This window comes from Candidatus Pelagibacter sp. PS_02, assembly GCF_059418065.1.
On sequence record NZ_CM182079.1, the window covers coordinates 1,072,009 to 1,091,761 of the forward strand.

The following is a 19,753-nucleotide window of genomic DNA, read 5'->3' on the forward strand; positions in this document are numbered from 1 at the left end:
TTTTATTTACTCGCTAGTTTTTTATATTCATTTACTGCAATTGGCTCTTTTGCAAATTTCATTTTAGCCTCTGCTAACCATATTGCATATTCTTCATCTGTCACAACTTTTACTGTGATAGGCATAAAAGCATGCTCAATTCCACAAAGTTCAGAACATTGACCATAGTACGTTCCAACTTTTTCAGCTTTAAACCAAGTTTCGTTTATTCTTCCAGGAACTGCGTCTCTCTTAACTCCAAATGATGGTAATGCCCAAGCATGCAAAACATCGTTGGCTGTAATTAAAACTTTAACCACTTTATTAACTGGAACAATAACTTCATTATCAACAGTTAATAATCTAGGTTGGTTTTCTTTTAATTCAGCTTCTTTAATCATATACGATTCAAAAATAATATTTTCATCAGGATACTCGTAGCCCCAGTACCACTGGTAACCAACAGCTTTAATTGTTAGGTCAGCTTTTGGAATAGTATCTTGTTTATACAAAATTTTAAAAGATGGAACTGCCATCACTATCAAAATTAAACATGGAATCAGTGTCCACAAAACCTCTACAGCAACATTGTGAGTAGTTTTTGATGGGTTAGGATTTTTTGACGCTCTAAATCTTATACAAACATAAATCATAAGAAATAAAACAAAAACACTAATAGCAATAATTACAGGAAGGAGAATGTTGTTATGAAAACTAACAATCTCAGTCATACTTTGAGAGGCAGAATCTTGAAAGCCTAGCTGCCAGTTTTTAGGCTGATCCGCCCAGGCGCTAGTTATTAACATTGTAGTTATAATTGTTATTAAAAATTTTTTCATTTGTTACACACTATATAAAGTGTCTTTTAAAAAATTACACTTTAGTTTTCGCGACAAAATATCAATTAATTAGGTAATTAACAATTGATAAGGCTGAAATTACAGCAGTTTCTGATCTAAGTATATTTTCGTTTATTTTAATTGGCTGAACCCCTTTAAAGGCAAGAATCTCCCCCCTTTCTTCTTCAGAAAAATCTCCCTCTGGACCAATAATTACACAAGTTGGATTATGAGCTAATTTATTAAAATCTAATTTTTTATTTTCAGAATTTAAATCTGTGAATATTAGGTCCATCTTTTCATGATTTAAAAAACTTTTTAATGATTGGGGATCTTCAATAAGCGGAACATTAATACGATTAGATTGCTCAGCAGCTTCTATGATTACTTTTTCTAATCTTTCTTTATTTATTTTTCTAACAATTGTTCTATCAAATATTATTGGTAAAAATTTTGTAACACCAAGCTCTGTTGCTTTTTGAATCATAAAATTAAAATAATTTGATTTAATGGGTGAAAAAGCTAACCACAAATCTTTTACATTTTCTTTTTGTCTTAATTGTTTTGTAATATTAAATTCAACTATACTTTTTGAAATAGTTAAAATTTTTGCTTCCCACTCTCCACTGTTATTAAATAAAGAAAAAACCTCGCCCACTTTGATTCTCATTACTTTATTCACATAGTGAGATTGAGATTTATCAAGCTTAGCAGTTAAATTAAGTGATAAACTTTCTTTAAAAAATAATCTAATATTACTCATTAATGTTAAGTTAATTTATGAAAAATATTAAAGCAATAATTTTTGATGCATATGGCACTTTATTTGATGTCAATTCAGCAGCAGAAAAATGTAAAGATAAAATTGGTGATAAATGGGAAGGCTTTGCTAATTATTGGCGAACTACTCAATTAGAATACACTTGGCTTAGAAGTCTAATGAATAGACATAAAGACTTTTGGCAGGTGACAGAAGATAGTTTGGATAAATCTATGAAGGCTTACGAAATAGATTTATCAATGAAAAATGAATTATTAAATCTTTATAAGGTGCTCTCACCTTTTCCTGAAGTACCTGAAATTTTAAAAAGATTAAAAGAAAAAAATTATAAATTAGGTATTCTTTCAAATGGAACACCCTCTCTTCTTAACGAATTAGTTAAGAGTAATAATTTAGATAATATATTTGATGATATTTTTTCAATTGAAGAAGTTGGAATTTATAAACCAGACTCAAAAGTTTATGACATGCCAATTAAAAAATACAAAATACAAAAAGAAGAAGTCGCATTTTTAAGTGCTAATACTTGGGATGTTTCTGGTGGTGGAAATTATGGTTACAGTTCTATTTGGGTAAACAGAAATAATAATATTTTTGATAATCTTGATTATAAACCTAAAGAAGAGGTTAAAAACTTAAAACAATTGCTTGATATTATCTAATTCTATTTTCTTCAAAATTCTTATTTAGTTTTACTGAAATAGTTCGAGTATTTCTTTTATTCCACTCTGAAAAGGATCTTAAGATAGGCATAACCGAAAGCCCAAATTCTGTAAGTGAATACTCAACTTTTGGGGGCATTATTCGAATTACTTTTCTATTAATTATTCCATCTCCTTCTAGTTCCTTAAGCTGCTTGGATAACATTTGTTGTGTAATGGTTTTTAATCCTTTTTTGAGCTCACCAAATCTAATTTTTTTACTTTGCAGCAAACTAAACAAAATTCTAATTTTCCATTTACCTCCAAGAAAGTAAACGGCTCTTTCAGCTGGACAATCTATTAAATTTTTCATGGTATGTTTTTGTATACTAGTATGTTTACTTTGCGTTATTGCTTTATTAATACCAAAGCACTAAATAGAAGTCAAATAAATTGAAAGGATCAATATGACTAAAGGACAAAACGCAGGTAACGGACCAATTGCAGTAGATGTAGAGAAAGATAAATCTTACTACTGGTGTTCATGTGGAAAGAGTTCAAAGCAACCATTTTGTGATGGATCTCATCAAGGTTCAGAATTCACTCCTCTAGCTTACAAAGCAGAAGAAACAAAAAAAGTATTTTTTTGTGCTTGTAAACAAACTAACAACCAGCCTCTTTGCGATGGTTCACACAGCAAGTAATGATTAAAGCAAGTAAAAGAACTAAAAATATGAACAATATCTTAGATCTGACTGGTAGAATACTTATCTCTCTAATTTTTTTGTTAAGTGGAATTAATAAAATTGGAAACTATGAAGGAACAGTTGGTTGGATGGAGTCTTTAGGTGTGCCTGGCATTTTTTTAATACCCGCAATCATACTTGAGATAGGTGCACCAATATTAATTATGATTGGATATAAAGTAAAAGTTTCAGCAGCTTTATTAAGTATATTTTGCATCGCTACAGCAGTTATTTTTCATAATAATCTTTCTGATCAAATGCAGTTTATATCTTTTATGAAAAATATTGCTCTTGCTGGGGGTTTTTTATTCTTAGTTGTTAATGAAACAAAAGATTTCAGTCTAGATAAAAAATTAAATAATCGTTAATTAACTAAATATATAAGTGTCTTGATGCTTTAAATTAAGACACTTATAAAAAATTACATATTATTTTAAGATTTAATTTATTAGAGTAAGGGTATTAATGGACAAGCCGACTATAGCAGATAACAAACCTAAAAAAGTAGAACTAGTACAAAATGAAGAATACATGTTTTGTACTTGTGGAAAATCTAAAAACCAACCATTTTGTGATTGGTCTCATGCTGGTACTTCATTTGAGCCTATAAATTTTAAAGCTGAAGAAACTGGTGATGCTTATCTTTGTATGTGTAAACATAGTAGCACCAAACCTTATTGTGATGGTACGCATAAAAATTTTACCTCTGATCAAATTAATAAATCAGAAGAAGTTTCAAGCACTAATGAAATAACGAGTACAGAAGAAGAGCCACATCTTGCATACATCCATGAGCTTGCAAAAAATGGTTTAACAAAACTTGGTCATCATGGAGAAATGGGAGCAATGGGTGTTCCCTCTAAAGACCTACCAAGATGGGAAGATATTCAAATACTTACAGCCCAACTAGCAAAAAAACCTCTTCTAGATAATGATAAAGTTGGGACTGATATAATTATAGGTAAAAACTCAAAAAAACCTCTAACGTTAAATATTCCAATTTTTGTATCTGACATGAGTTTTGGTGCACTTTCAGAGGAGGCAAAAATTGCTTTAGCAAAAGGTGCAGAGGGAGCTGGCACAGGAATTTGTTCAGGAGAAGGAGGAATGCTTCTAGAAGAACAAAATAATAATTCAAAGTATTTTTATGAGCTTGCCTCAGCTAAATTTGGTTATTCAGAAGATAAGTTAAAAAACATTCAAGCTTTTCATTTTAAAGGTGGTCAAGCTGCAAAAACTGGAACAGGTGGACATTTACCAGGGAACAAAGTTAAAGGTAAAATATCTGAGGTAAGACAAATTCCAGAAGGTGAAGATGCTATCTCTCCTTCTACTTTCAAAGACCTAACAACTGTTGATGATTTTTTAAAATTTTCAAACAGAGTTAGAGAGTTAACTGGTGGTATTCCAATAGGATTTAAATTATCTGCTCAACATATAGAAGATGACATTGAATTTGCAGTAAGTGCTAGTGCTGATTATATTATTCTTGATGGGCGTGGTGGTGGAACCGGGGCTGCTCCTTTAATATTTAGAGATAATATTTCTGTTCCTACAATTCCAGCCTTAGCAAGAGCTAGAATCTATTTAGATAAAAAAGGTTATGACCATGTATCATTAATTGTAACAGGTGGATTAAGAACTTCCGCAGATTTTGTAAAAGCACTTGCTCTTGGAGCAGACGGTATTGCAATCTCTAACTCAGCTATGCAAGCAATAGGATGCGTAGGTGCTAGAATGTGTAATACAAATAATTGCCCCGCTGGTATTGCCACTCAAAAACCAGAACTTAGAAAAAAATTAAATATTGACGAATCTTCTGCAAGATTAACTAGATTTTTTAATGCATCTGTAGATCTAATGAAAATATTAGCAAGAGCATGCGGACATGATCATCTTAATAAACTTTATATAAACGACTTAACAACGTGGAAAAAGGAAATGAGCGAGCTATCTGGTGTGTCATTTGGTGGAGTTATAAATAATAAGCAAAACAATAAATAGAGGATAGAAATGAATAATATTGAAGTAGAAAAAATAATAGAGCCAGTTGCGGCATCAGATGGTGCTGGTGTTAAATTAAAGAGAAGTATTGGCACTCACCTTATTGATTACCATGATCCCTTTTTAATGTTAGATGAATTTGGTTCTGAAAATAAAGATGATTATATTGGAGGCTTTCCTCCTCACCCTCATAGAGGAATTGAAACAGTAACGTATATGCTTGCTGGCGACTTTGAACATAAAGACAGTACAGGTGGCGAAGGAATAATGACTGCTGGAGATGTTCAGTGGATGAAAACTGGAAGTGGTATCATTCATTCAGAAATGCCTGCAATGAAAGAAGGTAAGCTTCATGGATTTCAATTATGGGTAAACATGCCTGCTAAATTGAAAATGACTAAACCTGAATATATTTATATTGATGCAGATAAAATGAGCACTCATAAAGATGATGATAAAACTGTCAAAGTGATTGCTGGAAAATTTCAAGATGCAGAAGGACCTGTTAAAGGTCACAATGTTGAACCTGTTTATTTTGATGTAGAGCTTGAAAAAGGAAAAGAATTTAATTTTGATCTTCCCTCAACTCACAATTCATTAATATATTTAGTTGAGGGTGAAATTAAAGTTGGCAATCAAGATCATGATGCCGTTAAAGATTCTACTTTAATTATTCTAACTAGAGGTGAAAAATTAAAAGTATCTAGCTTAACTAAAGCCAAGTTTTTATTGATATCTGGAAAGCCAATTGGTGAGCCTATTGCTAGAGGGGGTCCATTTGTAATGAATACTAAAGCAGAGATCTTGCAAGCAGTTCAAGATTATCATAATGATACATTTGTAAAATAATGAAAACTATTAAAATAGAAAAATTTGGTGGTCCTGAAGTCTTAGAAGTTAAAGATATTGAAATCGGTAAACCAGGTCCAAAAGAAGTTCTTATAAAAAATCTATCAATTGGTCTTAACTATATTGATGTTTATCATCGAACAGGTTTGTATCCTATTCCTCTTCCAAGTGGAATTGGCCTAGAGGCATGTGGAATAATTGAAGAAGTTGGTTCTGAAGTTGATCTGTTTAAAGTTGGAGATAGAGTGGCTCACTCTTCAATGCCAATTGGAAGTTATTCAGAAAAACAATTGTTTCCTCAAGAAAAATTAGTTTTAGTTCCAGAGGGTATCTCAGATGAAATTGCATCTTGTATTATGCTTAAAGGGATTACTGCTGAATATTTATTACACAGAGCTTATCCAATTAAAAAAGGGGATAAAGTATTATACCACGCAGCCGCTGGTGGTGTGGGTCAAATTTTATGTCAGTGGGCTAATGCATTAGGAGCTGAAGTCATTGGAACTGTTGGCTCTAAAGAAAAAGAAGCTATTGCTAAAAAAAATGGTTGTCATCATGTAATAAATTATACAGATACAAACTTTGTTGAAGAGGTGGAAAAAATTGCAGGTAAAAATGGAGTTGATGTTGTCTATGATGGTGTTGGTATTAAAACATTTGATGGATCGATTGAAACCTTAAAGGTTAGAGGCATGATGGTCGCTTTTGGTAACGCATCAGGTTACGTTGATACGATAGATGTTAAAAAACATATTAATGCAAAAGGATTATTTTTTACTCGTCCTTCTATTGCACATTATACAATGACAAGGGAAGAATTAGTTGAGTCAGCTAAAAAAGTTTTTGATGCAATTTTGTCTAGAAAATTTAAAGTTGAAATTTCAAAAAAATACTCACTTGATGATGCTAAAAAAGCTCATGAAGAATTAGAAGCAAGACTATTAACCGGTCCTGCAGTTATTATTCCTAATTAATCTAAATTAACATCCATATCAGACATATGCAATTTTAATGCATTTGTTGATACTTGAATTTCTCTCATAAAAACAACGATTGAAATCATCATCGATAAACAACAAGATCCAAAGATTAATCTTGCAGCAAAAATTTCATTCAAATAAAGGGCAAACACAGTCAACATATTAAATAAGAAACCAAATGCAGCAAACATAATAGTCCATTTTAAAAGAACAATTCTTCCACTTAAATTTATAAACTGTTTTTTCCACTCAGGAGGAATATGATTTTCATACACATGTTCATCATGAAGCTGCCTAATAAGCTTGCTCAAAGAATGAAATCTGTTGCTATATACACTCATCAATAAAGGAATGGCTGGAAACATCAATGCTGTAACTGTGTAATCTATATTCATACGAATCAGTTTGATTATGAAACTAGCCTTTGTTATTTACAAGTAAATTATTATGAAACAATTAAATCTCTTTATTGAACTAACAAGATTGAAAAGACCTATTGGCTATATGTTATTATTTTGGCCTTGTGCATGGGGACTAACTCTTGCTTATGATTTCTCAAAAAACTTAAATGATTATTTTTTTTACTTATTATTATTTTTTTTAGGATCAGTTCTAATGCGTTCTGCAGGATGCATTGTAAATGATATTTCCGACAAAGAATTTGATAAAAAAGTTTCAAGAACAAAAAATAGACCTATTGCATCTAATCAAGTTTCCATAAAATTAGGAATATTTTATACTTTGATTTTATGTCTACTTGCACTTTTGGTTTTAATTAACTTTAATAACTTAACAATCTTACTTGCTCTTGGGTCTATGCCTCTAGCCTTCACTTACCCTTTAATGAAAAGATTTACTTATTGGCCTCAATTATTTTTAGGAATAACATTTAATTATGGTCTAATTTTAGGATGGACTGCAATTCAGGGTGAAATAAATGCTATTGCTATTATCTTTTACTTTGGAGCCATATTTTGGACACTAGGATACGACACAATTTATGGGTTTCAAGATATTAAAGATGACGAAATTATAGGTGTAAAATCAACTTCAATAAAATTCAAAAATAAACCAAAAAACTTTGTATCTACATGTTATGTTTTTCTAATTTTTTCTATTTTAATTGTGGGCTATATGATGAATTATAATTACTTTTTTTATGCAAGCTTGTTGATAACAATTGCTCACTTATTTTTTTACCAAATTAAATCTTTTAACCCTAAAATCCCATCTATGTGCTTAAAAGTTTTTAAAAGTAATAATTTAATTGGTCTTCTTATTTTTTGTAATATTGTAATCGGGAAATTTTAATGAATAATTCAGAGATTTATAAAAGACTTTATAAAGATTACTCAAAAAAATATATTAATAAGATATTAATATCAGTTTTTTTTGGAGTTCTTGTTGCAGCAAGCACTTCTGCTATAGCTTGGCTTTTGGATCCTGCTATTAAAAAAATATTTGTTGAAAAAGACCAATCTTTAATAATTGTAATTCCTCTATTAATAATTGTAGCATTTACAATCAAAGGTTTTGCACTCTATTTTGCAAAAGCAATTATGATTAAGGTTGCAGAAGAAATTAAAAAAATTCTCCAATCACAAATGGTAAAATCTCTAATTAAAGCAGATACTCAATTAATTGATCAAAAACATTCTGGAAAATTCATCTCAAACCTAACATATGATGTAACTCATATTACAACATTGCTTAGTACTGCCGTTTTAAATTTATTTAAGGATAGCTTAACTCTATTTGGGTTGTTATTTGTGATGTTTTATCAGAACTGGAAATTATCATTGATTGCAATAATAATGATTCCTATTGCTGGTTTAGCTTCAAAAACTCTTGGTAAAAGAATGGGGAAAGTCGTTACTGAGGCTCAAGAAAAATCAGGTTTTTTAAACACACACTTAATTGAATTATTTAAAAACCACAAATTAGTAAAAATATTTCAAAGAGAAGAATATGAAAGCAAAAGGACTGACGAACATTTGGACCAATTAAAGGATAAAAATATAAAAATAAATACAGTATTTGTTAGAATGTCTCCAATCATGGAAACCTTAACAGGAATAATGATCGCAATTTTAATATTCTATTCAGGAAAATTGGCTCTTAAGAGTGAAATTGAAATAGGTAATTTTTTTTCTTTTCTAGCAGCAATGATGCTCGCTTATCAGCCAGTTAGAGCTTTATCAACAATCAATTTAACTTTAAAACAAGGGTTATCAGCAGCCAATAGAATTCTACCTATTATTGATCATAAAAATACAATTATAGATCTCGACGATTCTAAGGATTTAAATATCACCGATGCCTCCATTAAATTTAATAAATTAAACTTTAAATACAATTCTAATGAAGAAAATGTCTTAAAGAATATTAATATTGATATAGCCGGTGGTAAAATGACATCTTTAGTTGGACACAGTGGTTCTGGAAAATCAACAATTTTAAACTTAATACCTAGATTTTATGATGCACAATCAGGAGATATCGTGATTGATAATCAATCTATATACAAAGTAAAAATTAAATCTCTAAGAGATAAAATCTCACTTGTAAGTCAAGATACAACTTTGTTTGATGATACGATAAAAAATAATATCAAATATGCAAAAGATAATGTCTCTGATGAAGAGGTAATTTCAGCAGCAAAATTTTCTTATGCGAATGAATTTATAGAACAATTGCCCAACAAGTATGAAACTATAATAGGTGAAAATGGAATTAGGCTATCCGGGGGGGAGAAGCAAAGGTTATCAATTGCGAGAGCCATGATCAAGAAAAGTCCAATAATTCTCTTAGATGAAGCAACTTCATCATTAGATTCTGAAACTGAAAGTAAAATTCAAGATGCCTTAAAAATATTAACTAAAGATAAGACAACCATTGTAATAGCCCATAGACTGTCAACAATTTTAAGCTCTGATCAAATTTACATTATTGACTCTGGAAATGTTGTTGCGAACGGTAAACATGATGAATTATTAAATAATTCAGAACTTTATAAAAATTTCTATGAGAAGCAAATTCGTAAAGAATAATGTTTTTTTTATATCAAATAATAATTACCCTTACTCTAATATTCTCTCCATTAATTATATTTTTTAGAATTTTAAAAAAAAAGAAGATAAAAAAAGATATAAAGAAAAATTTTGCTTTCCATCAAAAAAACGTATTAGTGGTAATTTAATTTGGTTTCATGGATCAAGTGTGGGTGAACTTTTAAGTATTTTACCTCTAGTTCAAGAGCTTGAAAAAAATAAGTCTATAAACCAAATTTTAATAACTACTTCAACTTTGAGTTCTGCTCAAATATTTAAAAAATTTAATTTTAAAAAAACTGTTCATCAATTTTTTCCAATAGACTCGATATTCTTTTCTTATAAATTTTTGAATTACTGGAAGCCAACTATTGCAATATTTATTGAGTCTGAGATTTGGCCTAGCATCTTTAAGATTATTAATAAAAAAAAAATTCCATTAACACTTCTTAATGCAAGAATTACAAAAAAGACTTTTGATAAATGGAGGGGTGTAAAAAAATTTTCAAACTCAGTATTTCAAAATATTTCAATTGCCTACCCTCAAAATGAAGAAACATTTAATTATCTTAAAAAATTAAACGTCTCAAAAGTAAAAAAAATAGGAAATCTTAAGTTTTTCAATAATCAACAATCTAAATTTACTAAACTAGACAAAATTTTTTTAAAAAATATAAATCCTAAAAAAGTTTGGTGTGCTTCAAGCACACATCCAGGTGAAGAAATCATTTGTGCAAATACTCACATAAAACTAAAGAAAAAATATAAAAATTTATTAACAATAATAATACCAAGACATATTCATCGTGTTAGTAAAATAGTTGATGAAATTAAAGGTTTAGATTTGAATATAGTTTTACACAGTTCAAAACCAAAAAAATTAAATAATACAGACATTTATTTGGTGGACACATATGGTGAGACAAAGAAATTTTATCAATCTTCTAATATAGTTTTTATGGGTAAATCAATATCGGGAAATGGTGGTCAAAACCCTCTTGAACCTACCAACTTAGGTTCTACTGTTTTGTATGGGCCACACGTAGATAACTTTAAAGATACCTACAAATTACTCAATAAACTAAAGATTGCTTATAAAGTTAATGGAGTAAAAAGCTTAACTCAATCAATAGACAAATTAATTACTAATCCCAATAACAAAAAAAACTATTTAAAAATTGCAAAAATAGGAAAAAAAATACTTAATGAAACTAAAGATGAGATAAATAGTTTATTTAATAATGAAATTAAAAAAACCTAAATTCTGGGATCATAAAAAACCATCCTTTTTTTCATATCTACTATTACCTTTTTCAATAATTTTAGGCTTAATCACTAAAATAAAATCAAAACCTAAATTTTCTAATTCAAAAATTAAAACAATCTGTGTTGGAAACATCTATATTGGGGGAACAGGCAAGACATCACTGGCCATCAAGATAAAAGAAATTTTAGATAAAAATAATATCAGAGCTTGTTTTATTAAAAAATTTTATCCCAATCAAACTGATGAGCAAAAACTACTTAGTAAAAACGGAGTTTTGTTTAGCAATTTGAAAAGAATTACTGCACTTAATGAAGCCATTTCAGAAGGTTTTGAAGTTGCTATCTTTGATGATGGACTACAAGATAGCACTATCAAATATGACTTAGAAATTGTTTGTTTTAATAATCTAAATTGGATCGGAAATGGACTTACACTACCATCAGGACCTTTAAGAGAAAATATTAATAATCTGAAATCTTATGAAAATGTTTTTTTAAATGGAAATGAAGAAAGTCTAATTGCCATCAAAGAACAAATTAAAAGAATTAACCCAAATATTAATATTAATTCTGGAAAATATATACCGTTAAACATAGATGAATTTGATAAAGATCAAAATTACTTGGTTTTTTCTGGTATTGGTAATCACAAAACTTTTGTAGAGATGTTAAAAAATAATAAATTAAAAATTGTAAGTGATTTAGAATATCCAGATCATTACCAGTATTCAAAAAAAGATTTTGATGAAATAATAATCAATGCAAAAAAATTCAACGCACATATTATAACTACTGAAAAAGATTATTTAAGGCTAGAAAACTTAAATAAAAATGAAATTTTTTATGTTAAATCAAGTCTTGATATATCAGATGAGAAAAATCTCACAAACAAACTAATTAAATTAAATGAAAAAAATTAAATATTTTTTTGAATTTTTAATTATATCTTCTCTTTTTATTATTTATAAATTTTTAGGATTAAAAATTTCATCTCACTTCAGTGGAAAATTATTTGAAACATTTGGTCCAATTTTCAGATCAAAAAACCTCATTAAAACTAATATTCAAAGAGCTATTCCTAAAATTAATACCTCAAAAATTAAGAGTATTACAAAAGATATGTGGAATAATTATGGAAGGACATTGTCTGAATATATGTTTCTTAAAGGTTTTAGAAATGATCAATTTAGATCAAATATTAATATTACAGGTAAAGAAATTCTTCAAAAAATAAAGTTTGAAAAAACCCCAGTAATTTTTGTTTCTGGTCATTTTAGTAATTTTGAATTAATGGCGATGGAAATTGAAAAATCTGGTGTAAATCTATCAGCAATATATCGACCATTAAACAATATTTTCTTAAATATATTAATGGAAAGAATTAGAAAAAAATATATTTGCAAAAATCAAATTAAAAAAGGAACTAGTGGAGTTAGAGAATTATTAAAATTATATAAAAAAGGCTACTCTATAGCCTTAATGATTGATCAGAGAGTCTCTCAAGGAATAAAATCTAAATTCTTTAATCAAGAAGCATTCACCACAACAATTCCCGCACAATTTATAAAAAAATTTAATTGTAAAGTAGTACCAATTTCTATTAAAAGGCATAATGGTGTAAATTTTAATATTAAAGTTGAAAAACCTATTGAGTTTTCAAAAAACTCCTCTACTGAAAAAATTACTAGAGAGCTAAACATTTGGCTGGAGAAAACAATTTTAAAAAATCCAGGGGAATGGATATGGTCTCATGATAGATGGAAGTAAGAATTTAGTGTGTCTCTTTTTTTTTATGAGCTTCTACATATGAAAAATATGGTTCTTGAAGCTCAACATTCCAATAATTAAGATTTTCTAAACTAATTGATTTTCCTGATACAGCACAAACGACATGATCACCATTTTCAATAATTTCAAAGTTATTTGGTAAATATTTTAATTTTGCTAATTTTTTATTCATTTTTAGTTTATATACATCTATATGAAAGTTGGAATAATTGGAAGTGGTGGAAGAGAGCACGCTCTATGTCTGTCCATCAAAAAATCACCTAGAGTTAACAAGATATACTGCTTTCCTGGTAATGCAGGAACTTCTGATATAGCTGAGAATATTGAAATTGATTTATCAGACTTTAACAAGATTAAAGAATTTTCAATCAAAAATGAAATTAGTTTATTAATTGTTGGACCAGAAAAACCATTAGTTGATGGAATAGTGGATTTCTTTAAAGATACTGAAATAAGTATTTTTGGTCCTGATAAAATTTCTTCTCAGTTAGAAGGATCAAAAATATTTACAAAAAAAATATGTGAAAAGCACAATATACCAACTGCTAAATTTGGTATTTTTGAAAATGCCAATGATGCAATATCTTTTTTAGATAAAACTCAGTTTCCACTTGTTGTCAAAGCTGATGGTCTTGCATCTGGAAAAGGTGTTTATATTTGTGAAAATAAAGATGATGCAAATTTAGCAATAAAAGAAGTTTTTGATGGAAAGTTTGGATTAGCAAAAAATATATTAATTGAGGAATTTCTTGTTGGTGAAGAAATGAGCTATTTTATTATAAGTGATGGTAAAGAAATCAAGGGTTTTGAAACTGCACAAGATCATAAAAGAGTTCTAGAAGGTGATAAAGGAGCGAATACAGGCGGAATGGGTGCTTATTCACCTTCAAGACTACTCAATCAACCTTTGGAAGAAAAAATATTAAATAAAATAATCAAACCTACCATTAACGCTCTAGAAGAAATGGGATCTAATTATAAAGGATTCTTATACGCTGGCTTAATGATAGTTAAAGATGAACCTTATTTGATTGAATACAATGTACGAATGGGAGATCCAGAGTGTCAGACTATTTTACCAAAATTAAAAACAGATTTATTTGAAATTATCAATGCGTGCTGCAATGAAAACCTAAAAGATATAAATTTAGAGTGGCATGAAAAAAAAAGTCTATGTATTGTTTTATGTTCAAAGGGCTACCCAGATAAATATAATAATCAAATTTTAATAGATAATATTGGAAATCTAAAGCTTGATGAGGATGATTATTTTTTTCACGCTGGTACAAAAAAAATAAACGATCAGGTTTATTCAAATGGTGGAAGAGTAATTAATTTTGTTAGTCTGTCATCAAATTTTAAAAATAGTAGAGATAAAGCAATAAATTTAATTAAAAACCTAAATTGGAAAGATGGTTTCTATAGAAAAGATATTGGTCATAAGGTGATTGATGAATGAGAATTATTTCAGGAAATTTTAAAGGCAAAAAAATTCTTCTACCTAAAGATAAACTAACAAGACCTCTCAAAGATTTAACAAAAGAGTCAATTTTTAATATATTAAAACATTCTAAATTATTAAATGTAGAGTTAGAAAATTCTAATATTTTAGATTTATTTTCAGGTGTTGGATCATTTGGTCTCGAATGTTTATCAAGAGGAGCTAGAAATATTACCTTCTTGGAGAGTTACACAGAAGTATTAAATATTTTAAAAAAAAATATAGATAATTTAAATCAACAAAATCAAACAAAAATAATTGAAAAAGATATTTTTTCTGAAAATACACTTAAACTATTAAATGACAAATTTGATATTATTTTTATGGACCCTCCCTATAAGGAAAAAAAATTACCTTTTCTGCTGAATGCAATAACTAAATTAGAATTGCTTAACACAGATGGCATCATAATTATTCACAGACATAAAAAAGAAGATGACGACCTACCAAAGGAATTCAACCTAATTCTAGAAAAAAATTATGGTATTTCAAAAATTATATTTGGAAATGTTTTAACTTAATATTTTTTTTGTTTCTATTTTTATCAACTCAACAGAAGGTTGATCAAATGGATTAACATTTAAAGCTCGACCAAGTAAAATAGTCTCTAATATAAAGAAACAGAACAATTCACCTAGAGACTGTTCATTTCTTTTTAAAATTCTAAAGCTTCTAAAAGGTATTTTTTTTGAAATAAAAACTTTCTCTGTGGCAATCATTTGAGATTGTTTTATTTTTTCTATTGATAGGTTTTTTAAAAACTTATGAGTATTTAACACACTATCATTCTTAATTTTAACATTTCTATTTTCTAGAACATTAAAAAATGTATAAAAATATTTATTTGGGCCATCTAAATAAAGTTGCATTAAACTATGATTATCTTTTGGCATTGAAGAAACAACGGGTAATAATCCAAGTGATTTTTTTCCTAAACTTTCAGCTATTAGTTGCTGATACCATTTAAATAAATTTTCAGATTGCTCATCATAATTTAAAATTATTGACGTTTGTTTTCCACTCTTAATTAAGTTTAACGTAGTTGACACGTTGCTTACTAAATTATTAATAAAATTTTTATTTTTAATAAGATTATTAAATTGCTTAAATTTCTTTTCATTCAAATTCATTAATTCTGCAGGTAGCATTCCAACTTCTGACAACACAGAATACCTGCCTCCTACGTAATTTTTATGCTCAAATATTTCTGCCTTTAGTTTTGCTGCTAAGTTAGTTAGATAGCTATTTTTTGACTCAGTAATAATAATATTTTTTTCTTTTTTGGTAATTAATGCATTAGCATTCGCTATTGTCTCCAATGTATTTCCTGATTTAGAAATAATTAAATTTAAATTTATATTTTTATTATTAAAATAATCTGCATTGCTGTTTAAATTATTTACAAAAGTAATTTTTTTTTTTATTTTAGGTTTTAAAAAATCATAAATAGCTTCAGAGCCAAGAACAGATCCACCCATACCAATTATTCTTAAATTTGATAATTTTTTATATTTTTTAATCATTTTTTTTGAATAGCTATATTTATACGTGGGTTTTAAAGTTTCAAACAATGCTGGCTGATTTTTTAGTAGTTTTAAAAAATCTTTTTTTATTATTTTAGAACTTTTGATATTTAAAAAATTTTTAAATATCATTTCTTTAATGCTCTAGATTATTGAATTTATTTTTTAGTTTTTTAAAAAAACCTTTTTTTTTTGGTTCTTCATTATCTTCTATAACTTTATCTAAATTTATTTCTGTAGTTTCTATTAAATTAACTTTTTTTTCATTAATCTTTTTAATAATAGATTGCTCAATAGAATTTTTTGCATCATCACTTTTTTCACTTGTGCTTATAGAAGAGCTTTGATTTATTATATCTTCAATATCTGATGTATCTTTTTTATCTGATATTATGTTTTCTTCAGGTTGCTTTCCAGGTTCTGGCAACTCTCCAAAGCTAGGTGGTAGTACTAATGGTGACTTTTTTTCAACCAAAAATTCGTCACTTCCTTTTTTTTTGCTTCCTCCCAATCCTTCAGCAATTGTGCCACAAGAGTTTAAAAAGAGAATTATTAAAAAAGAAGCTATTAATGGATTAGTTTTTTTCATTTGTTTTTTTATTATTAAAGAAAAGTTCTACTAAAATAAGGCAAAAAACTCCAATGGTAATAAATATGTCAGCTACATTAAAAACAAACCAATGAAAGCCATAAAAATGTAAATCAATAAAATCTGGAACGGCTGTATAAACTATCCTGTCATAAAAGTTCCCAAAAGCGCCACCTGCAATTAAAGCAAAAAAGTAACGCTGAATATTATCATTTTTTAACATCATAAATATAATAGCAATAATGATAAGACCAATTAAGATTGTAATAGAATTATAAATAACACTTCCATCTATAGAAAATAATCCAAAAGCTATTCCTTTGTTCCAGATTAAAAATAAGTTTAAAAAAGGAGTGATATAAATATCAACTGATGTTTCTACTTCTGCAAGTTTTAAGATATATAGCTTTGTTGTACGATCAAATATAAAAACTACTAATATAATTACTAAATTTAAATAAAAGTTTTTTAAGTTAATTTTGTTCATCAACCTTTTTAGTTAATCTGAATGTCTCTCACATTTAACTTTATTGATCTTCCAACAAACTGGGCATTTATTTCCTTCGGCTTTAATCGTTTTAATAATTATTTCATCAGTGTTTGATTGATGAACTAAAGCAGAGGATGTGATGCATATTTCTGAAAAATCTACATTTTTTGAAATTTCGAATAATGATTTATTTAGATTAATAATTAGACTAGCTTCTAAGCTTGATCCTATTTCTTTGCTAGCTCTTTTTGCTTCAATACTTATATTACAGATATCTCTAATTTTTTTTAACTCTATCCATTTCTTATGCAGTTCTTCATCTTGAAAAGACTCTGGATATTTCATGAATTGTTCAAGATGAATACTTTTTTGCTCTTTGTTTATCAGGGTAAAAATTTCTTCGGTTGTAAATGAAAGTATTGGTGCAAACCATTTAACCAAAGATTCTAAAATAATATTTAAAACTACTATACTACTCTTTCTTCTATCAGAATTTTTTGAGTCACAATATAAAGCGTCTTTCCTAATATCAAAATAAAATGAAGATAGGTCTACTGTGCAAAAATTTAAAAGCTCTTTATAAAGATTGTGAAAATCATAAGATTTAAAATAATTTTTAAAATTATTATTTAGCTCATACACTCTATGAAGCATATATCTCTCTAGCTCTGGCAATTGTTTAATGTCTAGACTTTCCAAATCAATTTTTTGGAAATCATCATTTAAGTTACCTAGCAAATATCTAAATGTATTTCTAATTTTTCTATATGAATCAGCGTGTTGTTCTAAAATAGAATAATCAATTCTTAAATCCTCAGCATAATTAGATGATGCAACCCATATTCTTAAAATATCTGCACCATACTTTTTTAAAATATCCTCAGGTGCAATTACGTTTCCTACAGATTTTGACATTTTCAGACCTTTGCCATCCACAACAAATCCATGTGATAATATCGATTCATAAGGTGCTCTCCCTCTTGTTCCACAAGATTCTAAAAGTGACGAATGGAACCATCCTCTATGCTGATCTGAGCCTTCTAAATACATTGATGCTGGCCATTGAAGATCTTCTCTTTTTTCCAAAACAAATGCATGAGTGCAACCGCTATCAAACCAAACTTCAACAATATCACTTATTTTTTCGTAATCTTCTGCTTTATATTTATCCCCTAAAAATCTTTGAGGACTGTCAGAAAACCAACAATCAGAACCTTCTTTTTCATAAATGCTCGCAATATTCTCATTTACATTATCATCTACTAAAATTTCTTTAGTAGTTTTATGAACAAATATTGGAAGTGGAACTCCCCAAACTCTTTGTCTTGAAACACACCAATCTGGCCTTGTTTCAATCATTGCTTTTATTCTTTCTCTGCCTTTGTCTGGATAAAATTTAGTATCATCAAGAGCTTTTAACGCTTTTTTTCTCAAGCCATGACTTTCCATTGAAATAAACCATTGCGGAGTTGCTCTATGAACAAGAGGTGCTTTTGATCTCCATGAATGTGGATATGAATGAACTAGCTCTCCATTAGATAATAATTTTTTTTGTTCTTTTAATTTTTCAATAACAATTGGATTAGCTTTAAAAATATGAGTTCCCTCAAATAAAGGAAGGTTTTTAGTGTATTTACCATCACCATCTACTGTCTCTATGGCTTTTATCCCATACTTTAAACAAAGATTAAAATCATCAGGACCATGACTGGGTGCACAATGAACAATACCTGTTCCCTGTTCTGTTGTAACAAATCTTGCTTCAAGCATTGGTATATCATAATCATAACCTAGCTCTAAGAAAGGGTGACTACAAATTGTATCTTTAAAATCCTTACCCTTAAATTTTTTTATTTCTTTATAACTTTTGATTTCACAATCTTTGATTACAGATTCTAGTAGAGCTTCCGCAACAACTATTTTTTTATTCTTAAAATCTCCTTCATCACCTAATTCAATTATTAAATAATCTAAGGCTTCATTATAAGCTAGAGCTTTGTTTGCAGGTATAGTCCATGGTGTGGTTGTCCATATAATAACATCTGTATTTTCTAATTCTTTTATATTTGTTTTCTTAACTGGGAATGCTGTATAAATTGTATCTGATTTATGATCTTGATACTCAACCTCAGCATCTGCTAAAGCTGTTTTTTCTACAGTTGACCAAAGAACAGGTTTAAAACCTCTATAAAGACTTCCTTCTTTTAAAAATTTTCCTAATTCTCTTACGATTTGAGCTTCTGCTTCAAAGCTCATTGTTGCGTAATGATTTTCCCAATCTCCAACAACACCTAATCGTTTAAATTGTGTTTTGTGAACTTCAATCCATTTTTCAGCAAACTCTCTACACTCTTTTCTAAATTCTGTTATTGGAACTTCATTTTTATTTTTTTTATTTTTTTTATATTGCTCTTCGATTTTCCACTCAATCGGTAAACCATGACAATCCCATCCTGGAACATATACAGAATCTTTACCATCCATTTGATGAAATTTAACAATGATATCTTTCAAAATCTTATTTAAAGCAGTGCCCATGTGAATATTACCATTCGCATATGGTGGGCCATCGTGAAGTATGAACTTCTCTTTTCCCTTATTAGATTTTCTCAACTCCTTATAAAGGTCAATTTTTTTCCAATATTCTAAAATTTCAGGTTCTTTGTTCTGTAAATTTGCTTTCATGGAGAAAGCTGTTTTAGGTAAATTTATATTTTCTTTGCTCAT

22 protein-coding genes are annotated in these 19,753 nt (G+C 28.5%); 13 read left to right on the plus strand and 9 right to left on the minus strand.

What is annotated here, in order from left to right:
• Positions 1–2: 2 nt before the first annotated feature.
• Together coxB and AC5SL4_RS05655 are read right to left on the minus strand one after the other, a co-directional pair.
• Positions 3–818, minus strand: coding sequence for a cytochrome c oxidase subunit II (gene coxB, locus AC5SL4_RS05650; protein WP_271623272.1), 816 nt, complete (start codon positions 816–818; stop codon positions 3–5).
• A 61-nt stretch (positions 819–879) separates the two neighbouring features.
• Positions 880–1,581, minus strand: coding sequence for an RsmE family RNA methyltransferase (locus AC5SL4_RS05655; RefSeq protein WP_011281498.1), 702 nt, complete (start codon positions 1,579–1,581; stop codon positions 880–882).
• Between the two features lie 17 nt (positions 1,582–1,598).
• Here AC5SL4_RS05655 and AC5SL4_RS05660 point away from each other — a divergent pair, with 17 nt between their 5' ends.
• A complete protein-coding gene (locus AC5SL4_RS05660) occupies positions 1,599–2,261 on the plus strand; it encodes a haloacid dehalogenase type II (RefSeq protein WP_494587232.1) in 663 nt (220 codons plus the stop codon).
• On the opposite strand, the gene AC5SL4_RS05665 is transcribed toward AC5SL4_RS05660, so the two are convergent.
• Positions 2,254–2,613: a winged helix-turn-helix transcriptional regulator gene (locus AC5SL4_RS05665; RefSeq protein ID WP_006997770.1), complete on the minus strand. Its 360-nt coding sequence runs from the start codon at positions 2,611–2,613 to the stop codon at positions 2,254–2,256. The two genes, AC5SL4_RS05660 and AC5SL4_RS05665, sit on opposite strands and share 8 nt — an antisense overlap.
• Positions 2,614–2,707: 94 nt before the next feature.
• Here AC5SL4_RS05665 and AC5SL4_RS05670 point away from each other — a divergent pair, with 94 nt between their 5' ends.
• The 5 genes from AC5SL4_RS05670 (at position 2,708) to AC5SL4_RS05690 (ending at position 6,813) form a co-directional block, all read left to right on the plus strand.
• Positions 2,708–2,944, plus strand: a complete 237-nt coding sequence (locus tag AC5SL4_RS05670) for a CDGSH iron-sulfur domain-containing protein (protein ID WP_006997769.1) — start codon at positions 2,708–2,710, stop codon at positions 2,942–2,944.
• Complete coding sequence (locus AC5SL4_RS05675; RefSeq protein ID WP_018413556.1) at positions 2,944–3,354, plus strand: DoxX family protein; 411 nt, start codon at positions 2,944–2,946, stop codon at positions 3,352–3,354. The genes AC5SL4_RS05670 and AC5SL4_RS05675 overlap by 1 nt, the downstream gene beginning before the upstream one ends.
• A 97-nt stretch (positions 3,355–3,451) precedes the next feature.
• Positions 3,452–4,990: a glutamate synthase-related protein gene (locus tag AC5SL4_RS05680; RefSeq protein WP_494587233.1), complete on the plus strand. Its 1,539-nt coding sequence runs from the start codon at positions 3,452–3,454 to the stop codon at positions 4,988–4,990.
• Positions 4,991–4,999: 9 nt separating this feature from the next.
• Positions 5,000–5,839: a pirin family protein gene (locus tag AC5SL4_RS05685; RefSeq protein WP_494587234.1), complete on the plus strand. Its 840-nt coding sequence runs from the start codon at positions 5,000–5,002 to the stop codon at positions 5,837–5,839.
• Entirely contained in the window at positions 5,839–6,813 is a 975-nt protein-coding gene (locus tag AC5SL4_RS05690) for a quinone oxidoreductase family protein (RefSeq protein WP_494587235.1), read from the plus strand. The genes AC5SL4_RS05685 and AC5SL4_RS05690 overlap by 1 nt, the downstream gene beginning before the upstream one ends.
• Here AC5SL4_RS05690 and AC5SL4_RS05695 read toward each other — a convergent pair.
• Positions 6,810–7,214, minus strand: coding sequence for a DUF2721 domain-containing protein (locus tag AC5SL4_RS05695; protein ID WP_011281502.1), 405 nt, complete (start codon positions 7,212–7,214; stop codon positions 6,810–6,812). The genes AC5SL4_RS05690 and AC5SL4_RS05695 overlap by 4 nt on opposite strands.
• Positions 7,215–7,266: 52 nt before the next feature.
• Between AC5SL4_RS05695 and ubiA the strand changes: the two genes are divergently transcribed.
• The 5 genes from ubiA to AC5SL4_RS05720 all read left to right on the plus strand — a co-directional run bounded on the left by ubiA (position 7,267) and on the right by AC5SL4_RS05720 (position 12,902).
• A complete protein-coding gene (gene ubiA / locus AC5SL4_RS05700; RefSeq protein ID WP_494587236.1) occupies positions 7,267–8,130 on the plus strand; it encodes a 4-hydroxybenzoate octaprenyltransferase in 864 nt (287 codons plus the stop codon).
• Positions 8,130–9,869, plus strand: coding sequence for an ABC transporter ATP-binding protein (locus tag AC5SL4_RS05705; protein ID WP_494587237.1), 1,740 nt, complete (start codon positions 8,130–8,132; stop codon positions 9,867–9,869). Before ubiA ends, AC5SL4_RS05705 begins: the two co-directional genes overlap by 1 nt.
• A 148-nt stretch (positions 9,870–10,017) precedes the next feature.
• On the plus strand, positions 10,018–11,130 hold the full coding sequence (locus tag AC5SL4_RS05710) for a 3-deoxy-D-manno-octulosonic acid transferase (protein WP_494587614.1): 1,113 nt from the start codon (positions 10,018–10,020) through the stop codon (positions 11,128–11,130).
• Complete coding sequence (lpxK, locus tag AC5SL4_RS05715; protein ID WP_011281505.1) at positions 11,111–12,055, plus strand: tetraacyldisaccharide 4'-kinase; 945 nt, start codon at positions 11,111–11,113, stop codon at positions 12,053–12,055. The genes AC5SL4_RS05710 and lpxK overlap by 20 nt, the downstream gene beginning before the upstream one ends.
• Positions 12,042–12,902: a lysophospholipid acyltransferase family protein gene (locus tag AC5SL4_RS05720; protein ID WP_006997759.1), complete on the plus strand. Its 861-nt coding sequence runs from the start codon at positions 12,042–12,044 to the stop codon at positions 12,900–12,902. Before lpxK ends, AC5SL4_RS05720 begins: the two co-directional genes overlap by 14 nt.
• A 4-nt stretch (positions 12,903–12,906) precedes the next feature.
• On the opposite strand, the gene AC5SL4_RS05725 is transcribed toward AC5SL4_RS05720, so the two are convergent.
• Positions 12,907–13,095, minus strand: a complete 189-nt coding sequence (locus AC5SL4_RS05725) for a DUF2093 domain-containing protein (protein ID WP_006997758.1) — start codon at positions 13,093–13,095, stop codon at positions 12,907–12,909.
• Between the two features lie 21 nt (positions 13,096–13,116).
• Between AC5SL4_RS05725 and purD the strand changes: the two genes are divergently transcribed.
• Together purD and rsmD are read left to right on the plus strand one after the other, a co-directional pair.
• Positions 13,117–14,382, plus strand: coding sequence for a phosphoribosylamine--glycine ligase (gene purD, locus AC5SL4_RS05730; RefSeq protein ID WP_006997757.1), 1,266 nt, complete (start codon positions 13,117–13,119; stop codon positions 14,380–14,382).
• The gene (rsmD, locus tag AC5SL4_RS05735; protein WP_006997756.1) at positions 14,379–14,945 is read left to right on the plus strand and encodes a 16S rRNA (guanine(966)-N(2))-methyltransferase RsmD; all 567 of its coding nucleotides are present in this window, start codon (positions 14,379–14,381) and stop codon (positions 14,943–14,945) included. Before purD ends, rsmD begins: the two co-directional genes overlap by 4 nt.
• Here the strand turns inward: rsmD and AC5SL4_RS05740 are convergent.
• The 4 genes from AC5SL4_RS05740 to ileS are packed head-to-tail and all read right to left on the minus strand — an operon-like array spanning position 14,937 to position 19,753.
• Entirely contained in the window at positions 14,937–16,079 is a 1,143-nt protein-coding gene (locus AC5SL4_RS05740) for a phosphoglucose isomerase-related protein (protein WP_271480786.1), read from the minus strand. The two genes, rsmD and AC5SL4_RS05740, sit on opposite strands and share 9 nt — an antisense overlap.
• Before the next feature lie 4 nt (positions 16,080–16,083).
• Positions 16,084–16,536 (minus strand): DUF3035 domain-containing protein, encoded by a 453-nt coding sequence (locus tag AC5SL4_RS05745; protein WP_271480784.1) that lies wholly within the window; start codon positions 16,534–16,536, stop codon positions 16,084–16,086.
• Complete coding sequence (lspA, locus tag AC5SL4_RS05750; RefSeq protein ID WP_011281507.1) at positions 16,523–17,023, minus strand: signal peptidase II; 501 nt, start codon at positions 17,021–17,023, stop codon at positions 16,523–16,525. The genes AC5SL4_RS05745 and lspA overlap by 14 nt, the downstream gene beginning before the upstream one ends.
• Positions 17,024–17,035: 12 nt before the next feature.
• Entirely contained in the window at positions 17,036–19,753 is a 2,718-nt protein-coding gene (gene ileS / locus AC5SL4_RS05755; protein WP_006997752.1) for an isoleucine--tRNA ligase, read from the minus strand.